Here is an 18588-nt window from a genome sequence, read left to right as displayed (position 1 = left end):
ACTTAGCTTCTTGAATTAAACCACAGCTTCGCCTTTCGCTTGAATACTAGATTCTTGCTGACCTAACCCGTATTCCTCTTTGATTTGATCTGCGATTTTTTCAGCAATCATAATGGTTGGCGCGTTGGTGTTTGCCCCAATCAATGTCGGCATCACAGAAGCATCAATGACTCTCAAATTATCCAATCCATAAACTTTAAGATCGTTATCTACCACGGCTAATGAATCACTACTAGGGCCCATTTTACAGGTCCCGACCGGGTGATACTGAGTGTCTGCACGGTTACGAATGTCTTGCTCGATAGCCTTGTCATCACTGGCGTCCACTGGGTAGAAAGCATTGCCACGGATGTCATCAAACGCCGAACTCTCTAACATTTGATACTGCTTCTTCCAGCCCTTAATCATAATCTCCATGTCTTCTGGATGGCTGAAAAACGCAGGGTCGATCTTAGGCGGATCATAAGGATCACTACTATTAAGCGTTACGGTTCCTATGCTTTTCGGTCGTAGCAAGGTGACGTGAGAGGTAAACCCATGACTGGTATGTATTTTTCGGGCGTGGTCATCTACCACAGCGACGACAAATACAAACTCTAAATCCGGCACGGCGATATGATCTTCTGAACATAGAAAGCCTATCCCTTCAGCAAAGTTGCTACTCATCTTGCCACGGCGTTCTTTGTGCCATAGCGGCAGAGCTTTGGTCATTTCAGAGGCCATTTGCAACGAGATACCGAAGGTTTCACGCTTTTCACTGCATTTGTACGAATGCACTAAGTCGATATGGTCTTGTAGGTTCTTACCTACTCCAGGCAATTCATGAACCTGTTCGATGCCATGCGTCTCTAGTTCAGCTTTAACGCCGACACCCGACAGTAACAGCAATTGGGGAGAACCAAATGCACCCGCAGATAAAATCACCTCTTTGTTGGCTCTGATCTGATAACGCTTCCCGTTAGAGCCATATTCAACCCCGACCGCCTTCTTGCCTTCAAACAAGACCTTATGCGTGGTGGCCTTGGTCACGACCGTTAGATTTGGTCTCGAAAGGTTTGGTGTTAAATAAGCCTTAGCAGCACTGCATCGTTCACCATTAATCTGAGTCACCTGAGTCGGCATCGCCCCAAACTGAGCCGCACCGTTGATGTCGTCATTACGAGGAATCCCTATCGACTCACACGCCGTTAAATAGCGTTCCAACATTGGACTTGGCGATCGAAGGTTAGCCACATTCAATGGACCACCTTGGCCGTGATACTCATCTTGGTGAACTTCGTTATTTTCTGCTTTCTTAAAGTAAGGCAGACACGATTCATAATCCCACCCAGTGTTACCCAAACTTTCCCATATATCGTAATCATAACGGTGCCCACGAGCGTACATCATGGCATTGATAGAACTAGAGCCGCCAAGTGTCTTACCTCTCGGTTGGTAACCTTTGCGGCCGTTCAAACCCGGTTGTTTAACGGTTTCAAAAGCCCAATTATTCAGTTTGGTTGGCATCATTGCCACAACGCCAACCGGTGTATGAATGAATGGGCTCGTATCTTTGCCGCCCGCTTCTAGTAAGCAAACAGTGACATTAGGATCTTCCGACAGCCGAGAAGCCATCACACACCCAGCCGAACCACCGCCAACAACAATAAAATCATAACTATCCATTTGCCATCTCCGCTATTTCTAGTGGGTGTAATTCGCGCTTCAAGATTTTTCCGGTTGCTGTCATGGGTAAGGCTTTACGAATGAATATCTTACGCGGATATTTGTAATCGGCCAATTGCTCACGACACCATGTTATCAGAGCTACACTATCACATTGCGTATGTTCGTGAAGCACCACATGGGCGTGAATCTCCTCGCCTAGGCGATCATGATGTTCACCCACCACCGCGACCATTTCGACATCAGGATGACACATCAATACTTCTTCGATTTCGCGCGGGTACACGTTGTAACCACCGCGGATGATCATGTCTTTAACGCGATCGACAATGAACAAGTTGCCGTGCTCATCGGTGCGTCCAATATCTCCAGTTAGGAACCAACCGTCTCTGATGGCTTCCGCCGTAGCTTCTGGCCTTTGATAGTAGCCTTTCATGACACTTGGACTTTTGATGCAGACTTCGCCCAATTCACCCATTGCAACAGAGTTACCTTGTATATCAGTGATCTTGATAAGGTGACCACACAAAGGTTGACCCACACTGCCAGACAATCGGTCACCATCAATATGATTAAAGGTCGCAACTGGCGCTGTTTCTGATAAACCATAGCCTTCTAATACTGGAAGCTCAAAGCGAGACTCAAACTGTCGAATAACCTCAAGTGGCATAGAAGCACCGCCAGAAACACCCAACCTCAAGCTGTGTTTAACCTGTTCAGAGCGTTTGCTTATTTCTAAACTACTAGAGGACTCTTCTCCCGCCTTTAATAGCGCGATATACATGGTTGGAACGCCCGCAAACACGCTGACTTTATGGTTAATGATCTGTTCGATCACCAGTGACGGTTCGAAACGCGGAATCAACACCATGGTCGACCCTGTTAGCACACTCGCGTTCATCATGACCGTTTGGCCGAAGCTATGGAATAAAGGCAGTGTGGCCATTGTGGTGTCGCTGTACTCCAATCGCATTAGATACTGTGACGACATCGCATTGGTTTGCATGTTGGTGTGGGAAAGCTCAGCCCCTTTTGGCTGACCTGTCGTACCTGAAGTATAAAGAATCACAGCGGTATCATCACCATGGCAAGCCACAGACTCAAACGAAGCCAAAGGTTGTTCTAACCAGTCAGTGATTGATTCATGCTGCTCGTTTCTTTCTGAAGTCGTGTCTGCGCCGGTTGGGATGGGTATCTCGACAAAGTGTTCACAATGGTTTGCCTGTTCGAAACCTTGTAAGCCATAGCGACCGATGGGCAGCTCTTCACTGCCCTCAAAGCATAAATAGGCTTTCGCGTCCGAGTCATTAAGGTGGTAAGCGATCTCTCTTGCTTTAAATAACACGTTTAAAGGCACCACGACGCAGCCTGCTTTCAGGATTCCATAATAGGCAATCGGGAAATACGTGACATTCGGACACGACAACGCGACCTTATCTCCTTTCTTGAGCCCCAGCCTCTTTAAATTAGCGGCGACGTTTCCAGAAAGTTGTTCCAACTGAGAGAAGCTGACTTCATCCGTCCCCATTCGTAGTGCGGCTTTAGTTGGGAAAAGCGAAGCGCTGCGCTCCAAGTTAACAGCAAGATTGTGCATCCATGATCTCCTTATTCGGCTTAGACCTATTAGTCACGGTCACCGTAGACGTTGTTGTGTTTTGTTTCGAATATGTGTTTAACCTATGTTCATTTGCTCTTTGCTTTCGTTTCTAATCTATTGTTATTTCGACCCTATGCACACGTGTCCGTGTATTACTTATTAAATTACAACATTTCGATAACATTCCGCAAAGGTTGCAAAAAGACAAAAAACGGTGATATTCGGACATAATTGCAACACAGCCGACGAAAAGATGTTCGTGGTTAAGATAGAATAAGAACACTCAACAAGAGGCATATTATGGAATACACCGCAGTTTACGAACCGGATATGCAGGCATTTGGTATTCTTGATCTTCAACTATTGTCTCGCTATTTTTCATCATCCTTGACGGTCGATACGTTATTGAAAGGCAGTAACATCGATGAGTTCCAGCTTAATACGCCCGATACCCACATCACGCTCGCACAAAAATTAGCGGTGTTCAGTAACGCGCTTGAGAGTTCCAACGTAGAGGGGTTAGGGCTAAAAGTTGGACAGGAAGCCCGATTCAGTGATTTTGGTGTGTTGGGTTACGCAGTGTTCAGCAGTGAGACACTGTTAGACGCTCTTTTAATGGGCTTCAAATATCTGCGTCTTGCGGGCCCTGTTCTCAAGAAGACCATGTCCGTTGAACATCAAATCGGATACTTTCGCGCTGAGCAACTTATCGAGCTCGACTCTTTGTTGCCTTTCTGTTGTGAGTATTGGTTTTCCGCTATTCAAAGTTTGTGTGAAGAAGTGCTACAACAGCCGTTTCCCTCTCTTGTGATCCGCTTCCCTTACCCTAAACCTACTTATGGCGATCTCTATCAGGAGATTTTCCGTTGCCGTGTAGAGTTTGATTGCGAGCAGCTTGAGTGGCAGTTCGATGCAACAAGCCTATATTCACCTTTACCAACGGCTAACCCAATCACCTTACAAATGTGTTTAAAATCTTGTGACGACATGTTGGCTAGAGTCAGCGCGCCCACCAGCCTTAAAGAGAAGATCTCACAAATGTTTATTGAAAGGCCTGGCTGTTACCCTTCCATTGAGGCGCTATCCACAGAATTAGGAATGTCTTCTAGAACACTACGTAGACACCTTAAAGCTGCAGACACGAGCTATCAGAAAATATTGGATCACGTGCGATTTCACCTCTCTCGACACTATCTTTCATCGACGCATATGAGTATTGAAGAGATCTCCGATAGAGTGGGTTTTTCAGACAGTGCGAACTTTCGGCATGCCTTTCGTAGGTGGAGTGGAAGCTCGCCCAGACAATACCGAAAAGAAGTGGTCTAACACGATTAAACGCCCTAAATTAAAATCTGATGGATACAACGAATCTCTCTCCGTCTTTCAAATTAAATAGTCGTTTGAACAACGCTTTATCGGCTATTTAACCGCAGAAAATATCGCGAAAACATGAAATATCACAACGGTATTTTAGCCAACAAACACGATAGATTTCTTTTATCTTAACGACCATTTTTATTCGTTTTACCCAATTCGGTTTCTCCCCCATAGTCGCGGAAAATTCATCGTTTCTTTTACTATTTAGAGGCTCCTGCATTGGACAACATCCAACCAACAACTCGCATAACTGTTCCTGTTATTGCATTGTCTTTTTACGCGATCGCTTCAGGCTACTTAATGAGTTCATTACCATTAATGCTGTCTGAGTATGGCTTAGACAGTAATCTATCGAGTTGGTTGGCGAGTGCCTTTTATGCAGGTCTTTTAGCGGGTACGTTATTGATTGAGCGTGCGATCGCTCGCGTTGGTCACAAAGACGCTTTCGTCATTGCACTTAGCGTATTTATCGCCACGATTCTTGTATTACCGTTGGCGCCACATCAATCAGTTTGGTTGTTGGCTCGTTTCGTCGCGGGTGTCTCAGTCGCTGGGATCTTTGTGATTGTGGAATCTTGGCTAATGAGCGGTGAAGAATCTCAACGTGCGAAACGTTTAGGGGTTTACATGTGTTCGTTATATGGCGGTTCGGCCGTTGGTCAACTTGGCATCGGATACCTTGGTATTACGGGCGGCGTGCCTTTCATTGCAATGTTCACCCTGCTGTTTGGAGCAATCATTGTATTGATGTACGGACAAGCAACAGCACCACAAATTCACGATGCGCAGTCTTTATCACTGAAACAAATCAGCAAGCTAAGTCACAGCGCTTTGATTGGCTGTATTGTTTCTGGGTTAACACTTGGGTCTATTTACGGATTGATGCCTGTAGAACTCGCTCAGCGCAACATCGCACACCAAGACATTGGCGGTTTGATGGCGTTAGTGATCATGGGTGGTATGGCCGTTCAACCGATGGTGACGTGGTTGTCTCACCACATAGGACAAGTGTTATTAATGGCTCTGTTCTGCATGCTAGGGGTTGCAAGCATTGGTGTGCTCACTATCAACCATGATTTTTACGTTCTTGGTATGAGCTTGTTTGTATTAGGTATGGCAACATTTGCACTTTACCCAATTGCGATTAACTTGGGTTGTCGTAACTTAGACCCGAGCTACTTAGTTTCAGTGACTCAAGTTATGTTGTTGTGTTACAGCATCGGCTCTGTAGCAGGGCCATTGGTTGCGGATAGCTTTATGGATTCACAAGCAGGCTTATTCACTTACCTGTTCGCGTCTCTACTCGCTACAACCATCTACATGCTAATTGCTAGCCTAAAACGTTCTCCTCTACAGATTGCAGGCGAGTAAATGGAATAGACAGGCACAAGAACTGTATCACTAGGGCTCTTAGTTATGACTTCCCGTCTAAATTAAGAGCCCTTTTTGTTTTATGTCGTCTGGAGGAAAGATCGACAAAAAAACAATAGCAAATAGCAAATAGCAATAAAATCTATTATTTCAGAAGGTTAAGGTTGAAATACGTAACCTTCACCAGTAATCGTGATGATTAATCCGTCTCCGAATAATGATCTAATTTCGGATATCGCAACAATCACAGATGAGTTGGTCACTTTCTCACTTTCCCAGCCAATCTTCTTTAATTGGCCAACACTGAACAGTTCACCTCGATGTCGATTCATAAATAAAATGATCTTTCGGTACGCCAAAGGCATGGTAGCCAGTACGTAACCATTTTCAACATTGCGAATGAGTTTGGTGTTGAGTTCAACAATTTTACCGTTTAGTTCAAGTACTACGTTGTTTTCAGAGTGGTTCGTTTCTATTGCAGGATAAGAGTCCATTTTTATATCATTCCCTTACTATATAGCCAGCGACAAAGTCAGATTCGATCGTATTTATATAACGCCGCTTATAAGTGGACGTTTTAGATTTGACGATAATCAATGGAATTCGTACGGTAAAGAGATTAAATTTTTATTATTAATATATTAACAGGATATCAATAGAAGATTATTTATTACTCCATGACATACCCTTCGTTGGAAACTGTTTGTATACAACGGCAGTCAAGAATCCTCCTTATCTCGTAAATGGCAACCAACACAGATGCAGATGTCACCGCTTTACCTGCCCATCCTACACGCTTCAAAATTTGCTTGCTCACCACTTGGCCTCTGTTCAGGTAAAGATAGAAAAGTACTTTACGATGAGGCTCAGCAAGCGTTCCTATTATTGAACCACAACCCTGCTTGCGTACGATTTTAGTGCCTGATTGAAACTCTTTATTATTTAGAATAACCTTTGACGGGAATTCAAAATCATTCACACTTTTGATAGCTTGTTGCATTAATTCCTCGCATTGCATATGCAGTCACCCTCTTGGATATTTCCAATAGTACCGAATAGAGTAAAAATACTAAATTGATAGATATCTCAATACAGTATTATTACTGCAAAGATTGATCTTGCGTAATTGATCGAGGAAATAAACAACGCTAACCGGCAACCCGATGACTCTTTCGATATTGACTTGGCGATAAACCAAAATGCTTTTTAAAGCGATGTGAGAAGTTATAAGGATCTTTGTAGCCTAAGCGGTTGGCAATCATCGACACTGACCAATCTTGCTGCTTCAACAAGCTGGTCGCTTTGTCCATTCTCAGTTGTATCAACTTGCTACGTGGAGACACGTTAAACAACGACTTAGTGACTCGGTTTAACTGTTCTTCACTGATGAAAACACGTTCTGCCATCCCCGCTACGGTCCACGCTAAATGTAGACTACTCTCGATTTCGTTGTATAACGCCTGAACACGTGCCGTGGTGCTGGTCGATTTGGGCTCAAAGCCCGTTAAGGTTCGAATAATCTCGCTCATGAGCAGTTTTCTGTAACTTGCACGGCCGCCAATTTCAAAGTGAACCAAATTCATCAGCGACCAGATCTGTTCACACTGTCCAAAAGGCACAATGTTCTGACCTAAACTCGCAATATGTTGCCATTGCGGAGTATCAGGCGTCAACATCCACGCCATTTTCCAATAGTTGTATTGAGGATCGAGTTCAAAGCGAAATGGCGTTTCCGCGGGCAGAACCACCAGTGTGTATGGCGTGATGGCTTGTACCGAGGTTGCGGTCGTTAGAATTCCGCCCCCTTCTTGAGTAAAAATTAGCGTATGAACGTTTACGGATTCACGTTCAACCCAATACGCGTCATATAACTTCGCCATGCCACCCATATAAACACCACAGCTTTTCATTTCTGGGATATCTTCAACGGTCAAAAAACGTTCTTTGCACTGTTCCGCGAGAAAAACATCATCATGCCAAGTTGATTTAGGCTTCATAGTCTCAATGACGGGTTTGCACAGGTTTTGTTGTTTTTTAAACATGTTGTTACTTCACTCAAATCACTATAGTTCTGCCATAAATTGGAGAGCTTATGACAACTAACATCAACCCTAACTCATCTATGAATAACAAGCCAGAGAGCATCTTACCTCGTATCGTTAAACTTGGTTTGCCTGTTGCTTTGCAAAGTGCGCTGGTTGCTATTCTTGCCCTTGCTGACGTATTAATGGTCAGTGATTTTGGCATGGAAGCAGCTGCGGCTGTGGGAATTGCATCAAAATGGCACTTCGTTGCTATTATGATTATGGCAGGGTTGGCCTCAGCAAACGGAACATTAGTCGCCCAATACTGGGGAAAGAATGACCGAAAAAGTGCGCGCACAGTGTCATCTATCGCGATGGTATTTGGCTTAAAAGTTCTGCTACCTGTGACTGCAATCATCACTCTTGGTTCTCAGTTTTTAATGATGTTGCAAACCAGCGATCAAACCGTGATTGAACTTGGCGCGACTTACCTTTGGTATGGCTTCCCTGTTTTGCTGCTGACTCACATTGTGGTCGTGGTTGAAGCGAGCATGCGCTCATCAGGTGACACCGTAACTCCACTATTATTAGGTGGTGTTACCATTGCACTCAACATCGCGCTTAACTTCGTTCTAATTAAAGGGGCTTTCGGCATTCCAGCAATGGGCGTGGCGGGTGCGGCATTGGCGACAACCTTAGCGCGATTGATTCAAGTGGGCTTGATGTATAGCTACATGCGTATGCGTAAACACTGGCTGTTAACCACTCCAAGCTCACCACATCGTCCGTCACTGTGGCTTTCTTACCGACGTATTGCATTGCCGCTAACCATGAATGCCGTGTTGTGGGCAATGGGTACTATGGCATACCAAATGATCTTCGGTCACATGGGCACAACAGAGCTGGCGGTTTTCTCGATGCTCGCGCCGTTCGAATCGCTGTGTTACTCGATTTTCTTTGGTATTTCTGTAGCGTGTTCAGTATTGCTTGGCCATTCGCTAGGCCGTGATGAATTTGATGACGCAATGAGCATGGGCCTAACGTTCATAAAGGCTGTAATTGGATTTGGTGCGGTTGTCGGCCTTCTCCTCTTCCTAGGCAAAGAGCACGTATTGAGTTGGCTTAACTTAACAAACGAGAAACTATACCCACTCGCCGCGCCAGCAATGATCATCATGTGCTTTGCTGTCGTAATTCGCATGCTAAACATGGTAATCATCAACGGCATTATTCGTGCTGGTGGTGACAATGCATTCTGCCTGCGCATGGATTTCATCGCGATGTGGATGGTTGGGATTCCAGTGTGTGTTTACGGCGCATTTGTCGCTGGATGGGATTTCAAATACATCTATGGTCTGATGTTGGTAGAAGAAGTGGTGAAACTGGCCATCTGTTCACACCGATACTTGAGCCGACGTTGGATCAATAACCTAACGGTTACCTATGAAGAACCACAAGCGGCATAAGTTACCTGCCTAGCTACCTAGCTACCTAGCTACCTAGCTGCATTCAAGCTTAGATAGAAGTGTATCTACATCAAAAAGGTCTGAGTAATCAGACCTTTTTTGTTTCGATTACTTTCACATTACACATACTTTCACACAGTAAACAATGTGTTACTTCTTATTCATTCGGATATGGCGGTTCGACACATTCGGCAATGGCTTCTCTGGCACTTTCCGCTTCTCATGTATCAAATGTCGTACCGCTAAAATCGGATGCTTGAGTAGCATTCTTGGCCCAGCATATCGCATCACTAAACGCATCTGCTCTTTAGGGTCAGGCTTATAGCAATGAATTGGACACTTATTGCAGGTTGGTTTCGCCTCACCATAAGGACAGCGATCAAGTCGCGTCTCTGCATAACGCAACAGTTGCTCACACTCTTCACATAACGCGTTATTTTGACGAACCGCACCATGGTGATCTTTGCAATAGATGTGCACCATCGCAATAACAGTTTTGTACTCGGTTGCGAGTTCGCCTTGCAGAATATTGTTATGTTGAAACATGATTAATTACTCAGTGATAAACCGTACAGGTTGAGGTTGACGTTTTCACTTAACACGTCCTCGACTCGCTCAAACACAAAACCCAACTTAGTCAACAGTGCGATGCTTCGAATATTATCAGAGGTCGTGATGGCAACTAAATGATCGATATCAGCATTATGTTGAGCTTGTTCAATTATCGCTTGTGCCGCCTCCTTTGCAAAACCTTGCCCATATACTGCAGGTACAAATCCATAACCAATATCATGCGCCTCTAGTGTGTCTCTTTTAATCAAACCACAGACACCGATTGGCGTTGAAGACTCTTTAATCTCGACCATCAGTAAACACACACCCTTCTCTCTATACATCTTAAGAATGTTGTTTTCGATGTATTCAACAGCCTTGCCAGTATCGGTAATTTCCTTGTCTCCGATGTAACGTAAGAAATCTTCTGAGCTATATAATCGCTGAATAAACGCCGCATCTTGAGGTGCGATCATTCTTAATCGTAAGCGTGCGGTTTCGACTGCCTGCATAGTGATATTTTCCTTGCTGGATAGCATGTAAATATTGAGTTCTAGATCTAAAATGATTATCCTCCACCGCATAAACTAAATACAAGGCTATGCAGCAATGAACCGTAAGAAAAAAATCAATCAAATTCTAAAGAAAAGACAGAAACAGGCGACGTCTAAACTGCATGGTAGCAACAAGCCTCGCTATATTTCTAAAGCTGACCGCGCAAAAATGGAAGCTGAAGAGCAAGCGAAAGCCGCTCAAGAGCAAGCTGAAGGCACTGTTGAATCGGAAGAAGCTGGTATCGAAACTAAAGAGACAAAAGCTGCAGAGTAAGTTTTAAACTCGCAGTACTCTTGCCCAGCACTCTGACCCAAAACTCTGACCAGAGCCAACGGACAAGATCAAAAAAGCAGCCTCTATTTGGGCTGCTTTTTTGATCCTACCATTTGTAGTCGCGCTGATTAGCGTTTGAATGGCTGCACCTTCCAACGGGCAAACGGCGCTTTTCCATTAATCCCTGCTCTACCCCAACGATCAACAGAATCCACCACTAAGATACGCTCATTAGGCACCAGTGACTTAATCAAAGTCGTAGGCTTTTTCGCTGTAACTAACCATAGAGCATCGTCTTCAGAAAACATCTCTTTAAGCTTGGCTTTGTCTTCGTCTGTCCATTCCAGTTCAGCTTTAAACATACGTTCTTCAACAAACAGTTGGCTACCAGAAGCAAAATCTTCCAAGCTTTCTGAAAGCAACAATACTGAATCTACATCGTTATCCAATAATACCGCTTGTTGCTGGTTGATCAGTCCACGAACATCCAACATCACACGTTGTAAGTTACTATCAATCGTTTCTGCGTGTGTCGGCCACAACAACTTAAAGTCGTCAGCCACGATCGCCGCCATGCGTGTTAAGTTGGTCGGATTTAACCACGCGTATTTAGAAACATCACCATTCGACAACGTAAGCGCTGCAACCCCTTGTGCACGCGGTGTAATCGCTTGAGCGGCATCAACCTCTACCAAACGGATATTGCCTTGTCTTGCGTAGACAAAGGTAGGATCAGCTTGCCAGATCGACGACAGCGTTACCGCAACGGTCGCCTTTTCGCCCGATTGAAGCACTTTACTCGCACCCTTGGTACCAAACCAATTCGGCAGACGGTCAATACCGTAGCGTTTAGGTGGTAGGTATTCAGTAGTAATGTCTGTGCCTTTGGTCAGCTCAGTCGCCAACGCATAAGTCACAGGCGTACTGGTTAGGATATCTTCAGCATTAACATTGAGAGACACCATTGAGCCAACCAACAACAGACTACTAAGTGCACTCACTTGAGCCACTGCTTTTACTGAGATTGAGATACGATTCATTAAAGAAGTCATGGTTATGCCTTTCTTATAATTCGGTATAGCGTCGCCGCTAGGAAAAAGGTCGCAGAAACGATGATGATTGAAGCGCCTGATGGCACTGGCAGTTTTAGCTCCATCGGTAATACCGTTCCGACCAAACACGCGATGGTTGCCAGCAACGCAGAAAGCAAAACAAAGCTGCCCATGCGTTTAGTCAACAATCGAGCCGTCGCGCCAGGGATGAGCAACAATGCCCCAACAAGAACCGCCCCCACGATCTTCACTGCTGCAATCGTCACTAAGGTGATCATCATGACAAACAAGTAGTCATAAAAGCTGGTGTTATAGCCACGAACCTTGGCAATATCAGGGCTAATACAAGTGAGAAGAATACGGTTGAACGTCGGTATCAAGAGCAAAATGATGAGTGCGCAGCTGCCTGCGAGGATTGCTAAGTCTTGATCTGTTACCGTGAGAATCGAGCCAAACAGCACGTTCTCAAGCATGTGGATGTTGATCTTACGTGCCACGTACATCAGTAATGCCGCGCCGACCGCTAAAGCGAGCGCAAGGAAAACGCCGACTAAAGTATCGTATGGCACATTGGTTCTGTTTCTTACAAAATGAAGAAGCAAAGCAAAGATCATACAGAAACTGAACAGACCAATAATTGGGTTTTCTGGTGGCTCACCAAGCAAAACACCGATAGCGATGCCGGTTAAAGCCGCGTGGCCGACAGCTTCAGAGAAGAAAGCCAGACGCTTTGCAATCACCAAAGTACCAAGGCCACCTAGTAACGGGCCCAGTAATAATGCAGCAACCAGTGCATTCACCATGAACGCATACATGAAGCTGTCTGATAACCAACCCGCTTCAACGCCACTTATGGCAAGTTGTCGTAACCAATCCATTACGCAACCTCCTTCGATTTAACGATAGCTGCGCCACTGCTGTAGTGCTGGAATAGACTCTCGATCTTACTTGGGTGTAGTACCTGTTCATGTGGACCACTATCAACCAAGAATCGATTCACAACATGTACATTCGCTTCAAGACGACGCACTGCAGTTACATCGTGATGAACGGCAAGAATCGAGCGGCCTTCATCAACACATTCACGAATTAGAGATTCAAGATAACGAACGCCCTGCTCATCCATACCGGTCGTTGGTTCATCCAACACCAGTAAGCTTGGGTTATCCAACAACGCTTGAGCAAACAACACCCGTTGCTGCTCACCACCCGACAACTGTCCCATTCGGCGATCGCTACGTGTCGCCATACCCACACGATCCAATTGCGCGAGTGCGAGATCCAATTGCTTAGACTTACGACGCCAAAATAGTGGAATTCGAGTTTGGTTAAGTAACACGAAATCCATTACCGTTAGAGGTAGGCTCGATTCGAAGGTCGCTTTTTGAGGAACGTAACCAATACTTGGCTTTTCAGGCCAATGAATATCGATTTGCCCAGAGAAAGGCGTCAAACCAAGAACAGAGCGCAGCAAAGAGGTTTTGCCACCGCCGTTTGGCCCCATGATCACATGGCACTGACCCGCTTTAAGTTCTAGTGAGATATCGTCAAGAATGACGTTGTTGTCGTATTGCAGACCGAGGTGATTAATTGAAATTGATGGACCTAACATTATGCGTTCCCGCTCTTCGCTTGGTTAGCCGCAGCAAATTTCATGGCTTCGATTAACGTCTCGAGGTTCTTCTTCATCTCAACTTCGACTTTATCGTCTGCATATTCGCCATGTGTCATGTGAGAAAAACGGTAAAGCTGCACGCCTGTTTCCGCTTCAATGGTGTCAACAAAACGGTTTGGCATGTTGAGCTCATAGAACAGAACATCAATACCCGATGCGCGGATCTTCTCGATCGTATCTTGCAGTTGGCTCGCACTTGGCTCAACACCGTGTGCTGGCTCTATCACAGCTGCTACATCAACACCAAACTCTTGAAGGATATAACCATAAGCATTGTGCGTGGTCGCTACTTTCATGCCTGATGTATCGAGTTCACCTAATGACAACATCGCATCACGCTTCATAAAACGAAATTGCTTGGCGTATTTACGTGCGTTCTTGCGATAAAACGTAGCGTTGTCTGGGTCGAGCTTAGAGACTTCACTCGCGATGGTGTAAACCTTTTGAATCGTTGTCGAAAGACCAACAAACGTATGCGGGTTCACGGCACCTTGACCAACAGACTGGCCTAATGCTGGAAGTAGAGGCACTTCTTTGTTCGCTTCGATCACCACTAAGTCATCACGTTGCGCGGCTGAAATCACTTTAAGCGCGAAGTCATCGTGACCAATACCGTTTACCACAATCGCATCCATCTGGCTCAATCGCTTTAAATCATTGGGTTGCGGTAAGTAGTTATGAGGATTAAATCCAGCATCAACCAAAGGAAGAATGTTCACTTTGTCACCTACCACGGCTTTTACGTAGCTGAAATAAGGCTGAAGGGTTATGCCAATCGTCAGCTTATCACTGTCGATCTTATATTCTTTTGCTAATGCATTGGGTGTCATTAACACCGCCAATAACGACATGAACAGAGTCATAATTCGCATAGTAAATCTCTTATTATTTTTGAACATTTTGTTTTTCGAGAATCTGGGGTTAATGAGAAGAAGCATCATGCTGATCAGCAACTTCTGACTCATTCACCACCAATTTCCAACCGGTAGACTCAAGCGTGTGTTGGTCAAAAGTATCTGGCTGTTTCGCTACACCACCAAAGAAAATCCAGATTTCAGGAGAGACACTGTTGGCGTTTAAAATAAAGGAGTCAGCAAAGCCATGTTCGCTTTGTGCAGCGTATTCGCTTGGCGTCGAAAAGTAGTAACCACGCTCGTCCAATAGCCAAGCATGAGAACCTTTGCGCTTCCAACTCTGGTCTTCAACAAATGGCGCGACCCATTCATCCCTAAGTGACACAACACTCGGCCATTCACCGTCAGAGTCCATACGCAAGTCACGAATTTCTTCATGCGCTAAGCGTAACTCTGACAACATTGCCAAGTTTTCTTGTTCAACATCAGTCACCAGGATTTGATGATCAAGCACTGATTTAACGTGAGATTCTGCCTGATGAAATGGGATCGCGACGGTTGCAAAGCAAAGGATGAATACAATGCTCAGCACTACCCATTTACCTTCTCTGCCACCCGTATCAGCACGTACACCTTGAATCATCATTTCTCGCTGATCTCAACAACATCGACTTCAACAGGAAACTCATGGCCTGAATCGAATACAAGGTAGAACTCAGTGTCAGGATTTGGGAATTCAACGATAGAGCGTTTATCTGTCATCTCTTTTGCAATCAAGTTGTCTTCGTAATCGTACATCTCAACCGCGTAATCAATCGCTTTGCTGCCATCAGAATACCCCGCTTCACAAGCAACAGTTTTGCCTTCAAACCAGCAGCTCATCAGTGGAAAGTGTGCTTGCGCAGGTAATGCAGCGAAACCAAGTCCCAAAGCCAAGCATGGAGTGATTATCGATTTTAGTTTTGTTTTTATTGTCATGGTTCGTACCCTAGCCACAGTGCAAATTCTCAGAAGTAAACTGAGCGATAAAGGGCTCAAATGAGCCCTTAAGTTTTTGGTTGCTTAATCAGGGGTCTAACCCCGATATCACAAATCATTGAAGCAATGCTTCGAACGTTAGGTGAACGTTCGCGCTTGCTTTGTCTGCCAGTGGGTTGTCAATCAACTCACCTTTGTAGTTCGCTTTCATTACGTAACGACCCGCTACGTCTGGAGTGAAGGTAATTTCACCGTTCTCGTCACTCACAACATCAATCTGCTCTTGGTGGTTACGGTAAAGCGTGCCTTCTCGAGTGATCTCCGCTTTCACATCTTTCTGGATTTCACCGTTGTAGAAGAATTGGAATGTCACCGGTTCGCCTTCAATGATGTCTGAAGGGTGCGTTACTGGCTTCATTTCAAGTAGCTTACCTTCAATCTTAAATACTGAATCCGATGGCTTACCCACTGTGATGTAGCTTTCTGCACGGGTGAAACTGATTTGTGTTACCACGTCACGCGACTTTTCAGGAAGCACAGAGTCACGTTCCGCTTTGTTTGCTTTAATCCATTTCACTGTGTCACGACGACCGGCCTTGTATTGCGTGTAGTAAGAAGGCTCATTGTTGATCGCCACTTTGTGCGTGCCTTCTTCTTCAAAGTAAAAATCAAAGATTGAACGACGTTTACCGCGAATAACAAAGTTTGGACGCTCGCTGCGACCGTCTGGCATGATGACATGAGCGTTTTCACTGCCTGCTGGCTTATCGAAAACGAACGTACCGTGAGATGCAGTCACGTCGAACGTTAGCCAGTCACCGCCTTCTTTCGATACAGTAAAGTGAGATGGTAGTATCCAACGCGGGTGAGCTTGTGCTGTTGTCGTTGCGGCTAGGCCGAATGCCATCACACCCGCTAGTGCAAGTGCTTTGATTTTTGTTTGTTTCATCATGTTCAATTCCATTATTTATAATTGTTAGCCGTGTCGCTCTATCTGAGCCTACGATTACTGCTGTCTATTCTGTTCAGTTTGCTATTCGCACTTGTTATTTAGCGATGTAGTTCAGAGTGATTTCACCCGTCTCTTCCGTCGCCTTTAGCTCATAAGAAGCGTTTGAATCTGTTAGCGATACTTTTTGACGAAGGTAATTACGGCCACCGTGTTCACGAACAACTTCGATATGAACCGTGTACTCGCCCTGTTCTAGAGTTTGGCCATCATCGCTCTTACCATCCCAAACGAAGCGGTACTGGCCAGCAGGGCGCGTTGCAGACGTCACTGCATCAACCAATTCACGATCGTAACGCCCAACCTTTCTCCACCAGCTACGTAAATCTTTAAGCCATTCATCTTTACCGACCCAAAGCTCAATGGTTTTCACTGACTTTCGTTCGCTGTTCTCTACCCACACCGCCACATAAGGACGCGCGTACATTGAGGTATCAATCTTTGGAAGCTTAAAGTTCACATCAAGTTTTGCCGTATCAGGGATCGCTTGTGCCATACCTAGGCTTGGCAAAAGAGATAAAGCAAGAAGCACCTTGCTCCAGTTCATTTTTTTCATGTTTAACAACCTTTTAAATCCGTTTAACCTTTAATTCGCTCTTCAAGTTGATTCACCAAGCTGACTCATCAACCTGATTGATCAAGCTAATTAAGAATTAAGGTACGGCGACAAAATAGATAGCAAGAGAGATTGCAGACCCAAACACCGTCCATTTAATGGAGGTATTGAGCGTTTTTTTCTTAGGTAACAATAAGCACACGCCAGTCAGCACAAAAAAGATCATCAGCAGAGCAGTGATATCGATGAACCACTTCCAAACTTCACCGCTGTTACGGCCTTTGTGTAGGTCGTTCAAAAGCGCGATAACGCCGTAATTGGTGGTTTCGACTTCCACCATTTCAGACGTCACGTCAACGAACACAGAGGCGTTGTAGCCTGGTCCTTTGAAGTCCATAGACACTTCGCCGATGAGCAACTCACCGTTTTCAATCTCTGCGTAGATGTCTAAACCTGAAGGGACGCCAGATAGGTTGGCTTCTTCAAACAGAAATGTCTCAAAGGCCGTTTCGTCGGCTTTCAATCGCCCGTCTTGGATTGAAAATAAACTTGTAGGAAGCGTTAACGTAGACCGTTGGATATTGGGTTGGGTTGATTCAAATAACTCAGGTCGATTAAGGGTGATACCTGTCACTGAGAAGAAAAGAACAACGAGCAGAAGCGCCATTGAAATATAAACATGAAGTCGACGAGCCCATGATTGAACCGCCCTACTTTTTAACGACATACAAACCAATACCTATAAATTTTATGGCGTCAATTTAGTTGATAATCATTCGTATTGGCATTCAATTTACATTGTTTACGTTTGCCGAGCGGCGTAAGCAAATTTACGTAATATTACAAGGGAAGTAATCGAACTGCTTATCTACTCTGTTAACATGTAAATCTTTTTAACGTTTAGAGCTGGCGGTAATAACAGTTTCAAACGTCAATCAAGGGGACAAACGTCAATGTGATTCAACCCAAAGATCATCGATAGAAAGCAATAGGTGGATACACCGTGCATTTAAGAAAGGAAAACTGGAAGTATTTAGAACTGAGATCACTATCAAGATCATTAACATCACGATCTGTTCAAGAGTAGTTTAAGCTTATTGTCTATAAAACGAGCATGGCGATACATGTTTAAAAGGATTTTGAAATGCGTATTATTATTTTAGCTTTTACCATGTTGGTAACGGCTTGTACTAGCCAGATTATCGGCACTGACGAACATATCGAGAGTTATATCGGCTCCAATATTGCCGACGCCCAAAAGTTGTATTTAACGCCTCACTCTCAAGCTGTTTCATTTTGGGAGTCGCGCACGTTTGCTTGGGTAGAAACTCAAACCCCATTCGAGAATGGCGAAACACAACATGCTTTCAAAAACCCCTATCGTGACTGCACTATCAACTGGGTTGCTGACCAAAACGGAATGATCATCGCGGGATCGCACAGTGGCGAGATGTGTAGCCCTTAATTTTGCCTTTGCTCATACCTCGATCAAACACCAAGGCCTAATGAAGCACTAAGGCACAATTTTATTCAATATATAAAAAAGGGCGTCATTTGAACGATCAAATGACACCCTTTTGCTTT

20 protein-coding genes and 1 pseudogene are annotated in these 18588 nt (G+C 44.7%); 5 read left to right on the top strand and 16 right to left on the bottom strand.

Annotated features, from left to right (window positions below; genetic code table 11):
- Positions 1-15: 15 nt before the first annotated feature.
- Complete coding sequence (locus tag AC3CIA_RS22590) at positions 16-1665, bottom strand: GMC family oxidoreductase (RefSeq protein ID WP_488519111.1); 1650 nt, start codon at positions 1663-1665, stop codon at positions 16-18.
- Positions 1658-3259, bottom strand: coding sequence for a long-chain-fatty-acid--CoA ligase (locus tag AC3CIA_RS22585; protein WP_488519110.1), 1602 nt, complete (start codon positions 3257-3259; stop codon positions 1658-1660). Before AC3CIA_RS22585 ends, AC3CIA_RS22590 begins: the two co-directional genes overlap by 8 nt.
- 303 nt (positions 3260-3562) lie before the next feature.
- On the opposite strand from AC3CIA_RS22585, the gene AC3CIA_RS22580 reads away from it, so the two are divergent.
- Complete coding sequence (locus tag AC3CIA_RS22580; RefSeq protein WP_488519109.1) at positions 3563-4588, top strand: AraC family transcriptional regulator; 1026 nt, start codon at positions 3563-3565, stop codon at positions 4586-4588.
- Between the two features lie 270 nt (positions 4589-4858).
- The gene (locus tag AC3CIA_RS22575; protein WP_054546822.1) at positions 4859-6010 is read left to right on the top strand and encodes an MFS transporter; all 1152 of its coding nucleotides are present in this window, start codon (positions 4859-4861) and stop codon (positions 6008-6010) included.
- A gap of 158 nt (positions 6011-6168) precedes the next feature.
- On the opposite strand, the gene AC3CIA_RS22570 is transcribed toward AC3CIA_RS22575, so the two are convergent.
- The 3 genes and pseudogenes from AC3CIA_RS22570 to AC3CIA_RS22560 all read right to left on the bottom strand — a co-directional run bounded on the left by AC3CIA_RS22570 (position 6169) and on the right by AC3CIA_RS22560 (position 8052).
- Positions 6169-6504, bottom strand: coding sequence for a winged helix-turn-helix domain-containing protein (locus AC3CIA_RS22570; protein WP_017079269.1), 336 nt, complete (start codon positions 6502-6504; stop codon positions 6169-6171).
- A gap of 147 nt (positions 6505-6651) precedes the next feature.
- Positions 6652-7028: pseudogene (locus AC3CIA_RS22565) on the bottom strand (winged helix-turn-helix domain-containing protein).
- 130 nt (positions 7029-7158) lie between these two features.
- Positions 7159-8052, bottom strand: a complete 894-nt coding sequence (locus AC3CIA_RS22560) for a helix-turn-helix domain-containing protein (RefSeq protein WP_488519108.1) — start codon at positions 8050-8052, stop codon at positions 7159-7161.
- Between the two features lie 50 nt (positions 8053-8102).
- On the opposite strand from AC3CIA_RS22560, the gene AC3CIA_RS22555 reads away from it, so the two are divergent.
- Entirely contained in the window at positions 8103-9500 is a 1398-nt protein-coding gene (locus AC3CIA_RS22555; protein WP_488519107.1) for an MATE family efflux transporter, read from the top strand.
- A 150-nt stretch (positions 9501-9650) separates the two neighbouring features.
- Here AC3CIA_RS22555 and AC3CIA_RS22550 read toward each other — a convergent pair whose 3' ends face one another.
- Both AC3CIA_RS22550 and AC3CIA_RS22545 read right to left on the bottom strand, forming a co-directional pair.
- Complete coding sequence (locus tag AC3CIA_RS22550; protein ID WP_171312824.1) at positions 9651-10046, bottom strand: nitrous oxide-stimulated promoter family protein; 396 nt, start codon at positions 10044-10046, stop codon at positions 9651-9653.
- Between the two features lie 2 nt (positions 10047-10048).
- Complete coding sequence (locus AC3CIA_RS22545; protein ID WP_488519106.1) at positions 10049-10564, bottom strand: GNAT family N-acetyltransferase; 516 nt, start codon at positions 10562-10564, stop codon at positions 10049-10051.
- 97 nt (positions 10565-10661) lie between these two features.
- On the opposite strand from AC3CIA_RS22545, the gene AC3CIA_RS22540 reads away from it, so the two are divergent.
- Positions 10662-10880, top strand: coding sequence for a DUF2986 domain-containing protein (locus AC3CIA_RS22540; protein ID WP_488519105.1), 219 nt, complete (start codon positions 10662-10664; stop codon positions 10878-10880).
- 128 nt (positions 10881-11008) lie between these two features.
- On the opposite strand, the gene AC3CIA_RS22535 is transcribed toward AC3CIA_RS22540, so the two are convergent.
- From AC3CIA_RS22535 to AC3CIA_RS22495, 9 genes are all read right to left on the bottom strand, one after another.
- Positions 11009-11932 carry an ABC transporter substrate-binding protein gene (locus AC3CIA_RS22535; protein ID WP_488519104.1) on the bottom strand — a complete coding sequence of 308 codons (924 nt, stop codon included), beginning with the start codon at positions 11930-11932 and terminating at the stop codon, positions 11009-11011.
- A 2-nt stretch (positions 11933-11934) separates the two neighbouring features.
- On the bottom strand, positions 11935-12810 hold the full coding sequence (locus AC3CIA_RS22530; protein ID WP_004731167.1) for a metal ABC transporter permease: 876 nt from the start codon (positions 12808-12810) through the stop codon (positions 11935-11937).
- Entirely contained in the window at positions 12810-13544 is a 735-nt protein-coding gene (locus AC3CIA_RS22525) for a metal ABC transporter ATP-binding protein (protein ID WP_171308621.1), read from the bottom strand. Before AC3CIA_RS22525 ends, AC3CIA_RS22530 begins: the two co-directional genes overlap by 1 nt.
- Positions 13544-14479, bottom strand: coding sequence for a metal ABC transporter solute-binding protein, Zn/Mn family (locus AC3CIA_RS22520; RefSeq protein ID WP_171308620.1), 936 nt, complete (start codon positions 14477-14479; stop codon positions 13544-13546). The genes AC3CIA_RS22525 and AC3CIA_RS22520 overlap by 1 nt, the downstream gene beginning before the upstream one ends.
- 49 nt (positions 14480-14528) lie before the next feature.
- On the bottom strand, positions 14529-15107 hold the full coding sequence (locus AC3CIA_RS22515) for a DUF6162 family protein (protein ID WP_171308619.1): 579 nt from the start codon (positions 15105-15107) through the stop codon (positions 14529-14531).
- Complete coding sequence (locus AC3CIA_RS22510) at positions 15104-15439, bottom strand: hypothetical protein (RefSeq protein WP_017079279.1); 336 nt, start codon at positions 15437-15439, stop codon at positions 15104-15106. Before AC3CIA_RS22510 ends, AC3CIA_RS22515 begins: the two co-directional genes overlap by 4 nt.
- Positions 15440-15554: 115 nt before the next feature.
- Positions 15555-16391, bottom strand: a complete 837-nt coding sequence (locus AC3CIA_RS22505; protein WP_017109579.1) for a DUF4198 domain-containing protein — start codon at positions 16389-16391, stop codon at positions 15555-15557.
- A 94-nt stretch (positions 16392-16485) separates the two neighbouring features.
- Positions 16486-17004, bottom strand: a complete 519-nt coding sequence (locus AC3CIA_RS22500; RefSeq protein ID WP_065206167.1) for a DUF2271 domain-containing protein — start codon at positions 17002-17004, stop codon at positions 16486-16488.
- 97 nt (positions 17005-17101) lie between these two features.
- Positions 17102-17731: a PepSY-associated TM helix domain-containing protein gene (locus AC3CIA_RS22495; RefSeq protein ID WP_488519103.1), complete on the bottom strand. Its 630-nt coding sequence runs from the start codon at positions 17729-17731 to the stop codon at positions 17102-17104.
- Positions 17732-18148: 417 nt separating this feature from the next.
- Between AC3CIA_RS22495 and AC3CIA_RS22490 the strand changes: the two genes are divergently transcribed.
- Positions 18149-18469, top strand: a complete 321-nt coding sequence (locus AC3CIA_RS22490; protein WP_488519102.1) for a hypothetical protein — start codon at positions 18149-18151, stop codon at positions 18467-18469.
- Positions 18470-18588 lie beyond the last annotated feature (119 nt).

The organism is Vibrio sp. QJM3NY_27 (assembly GCF_057785955.1).
This window is presented reverse-complemented; position numbering and strand designations above follow the sequence as displayed.

Excerpts from the sequence above, each read along its gene's own strand:
- AC3CIA_RS22585 (WP_488519110.1), bottom strand. The coding sequence starts at position 3,259 with ATGCACAATCTTGCTGTTAACTTGGAGCGCAGCGCTTCGCTTTTCCCA.
- AC3CIA_RS22525 (WP_171308621.1), bottom strand. The coding sequence starts at position 13,544 with ATGTTAGGTCCATCAATTTCAATTAATCACCTCGGTCTGCAATACGAC.
- AC3CIA_RS22540 (WP_488519105.1), top strand. The coding sequence starts at position 10,662 with ATGAACCGTAAGAAAAAAATCAATCAAATTCTAAAGAAAAGACAGAAA.
- AC3CIA_RS22515 (WP_171308619.1), bottom strand. The coding sequence starts at position 15,107 with ATGATGATTCAAGGTGTACGTGCTGATACGGGTGGCAGAGAAGGTAAA.
- AC3CIA_RS22510 (WP_017079279.1), bottom strand. The coding sequence starts at position 15,439 with ATGACAATAAAAACAAAACTAAAATCGATAATCACTCCATGCTTGGCT.
- AC3CIA_RS22505 (WP_017109579.1), bottom strand. The coding sequence starts at position 16,391 with ATGATGAAACAAACAAAAATCAAAGCACTTGCACTAGCGGGTGTGATG.
- AC3CIA_RS22535 (WP_488519104.1), bottom strand. The coding sequence starts at position 11,932 with ATGACTTCTTTAATGAATCGTATCTCAATCTCAGTAAAAGCAGTGGCT.
- AC3CIA_RS22530 (WP_004731167.1), bottom strand. The coding sequence starts at position 12,810 with ATGGATTGGTTACGACAACTTGCCATAAGTGGCGTTGAAGCGGGTTGG.
- AC3CIA_RS22560 (WP_488519108.1), bottom strand. The coding sequence starts at position 8,052 with ATGTTTAAAAAACAACAAAACCTGTGCAAACCCGTCATTGAGACTATG.
- AC3CIA_RS22520 (WP_171308620.1), bottom strand. The coding sequence starts at position 14,479 with ATGCGAATTATGACTCTGTTCATGTCGTTATTGGCGGTGTTAATGACA.
- AC3CIA_RS22500 (WP_065206167.1), bottom strand. The coding sequence starts at position 17,004 with ATGAAAAAAATGAACTGGAGCAAGGTGCTTCTTGCTTTATCTCTTTTG.
- AC3CIA_RS22545 (WP_488519106.1), bottom strand. The coding sequence starts at position 10,564 with ATGCAGGCAGTCGAAACCGCACGCTTACGATTAAGAATGATCGCACCT.
- AC3CIA_RS22580 (WP_488519109.1), top strand. The coding sequence starts at position 3,563 with ATGGAATACACCGCAGTTTACGAACCGGATATGCAGGCATTTGGTATT.
- AC3CIA_RS22570 (WP_017079269.1), bottom strand. The coding sequence starts at position 6,504 with ATGGACTCTTATCCTGCAATAGAAACGAACCACTCTGAAAACAACGTA.
- AC3CIA_RS22555 (WP_488519107.1), top strand. The coding sequence starts at position 8,103 with ATGACAACTAACATCAACCCTAACTCATCTATGAATAACAAGCCAGAG.
- AC3CIA_RS22590 (WP_488519111.1), bottom strand. The coding sequence starts at position 1,665 with ATGGATAGTTATGATTTTATTGTTGTTGGCGGTGGTTCGGCTGGGTGT.
- AC3CIA_RS22550 (WP_171312824.1), bottom strand. The coding sequence starts at position 10,046 with ATGTTTCAACATAACAATATTCTGCAAGGCGAACTCGCAACCGAGTAC.
- AC3CIA_RS22490 (WP_488519102.1), top strand. The coding sequence starts at position 18,149 with ATGCGTATTATTATTTTAGCTTTTACCATGTTGGTAACGGCTTGTACT.
- AC3CIA_RS22495 (WP_488519103.1), bottom strand. The coding sequence starts at position 17,731 with ATGTCGTTAAAAAGTAGGGCGGTTCAATCATGGGCTCGTCGACTTCAT.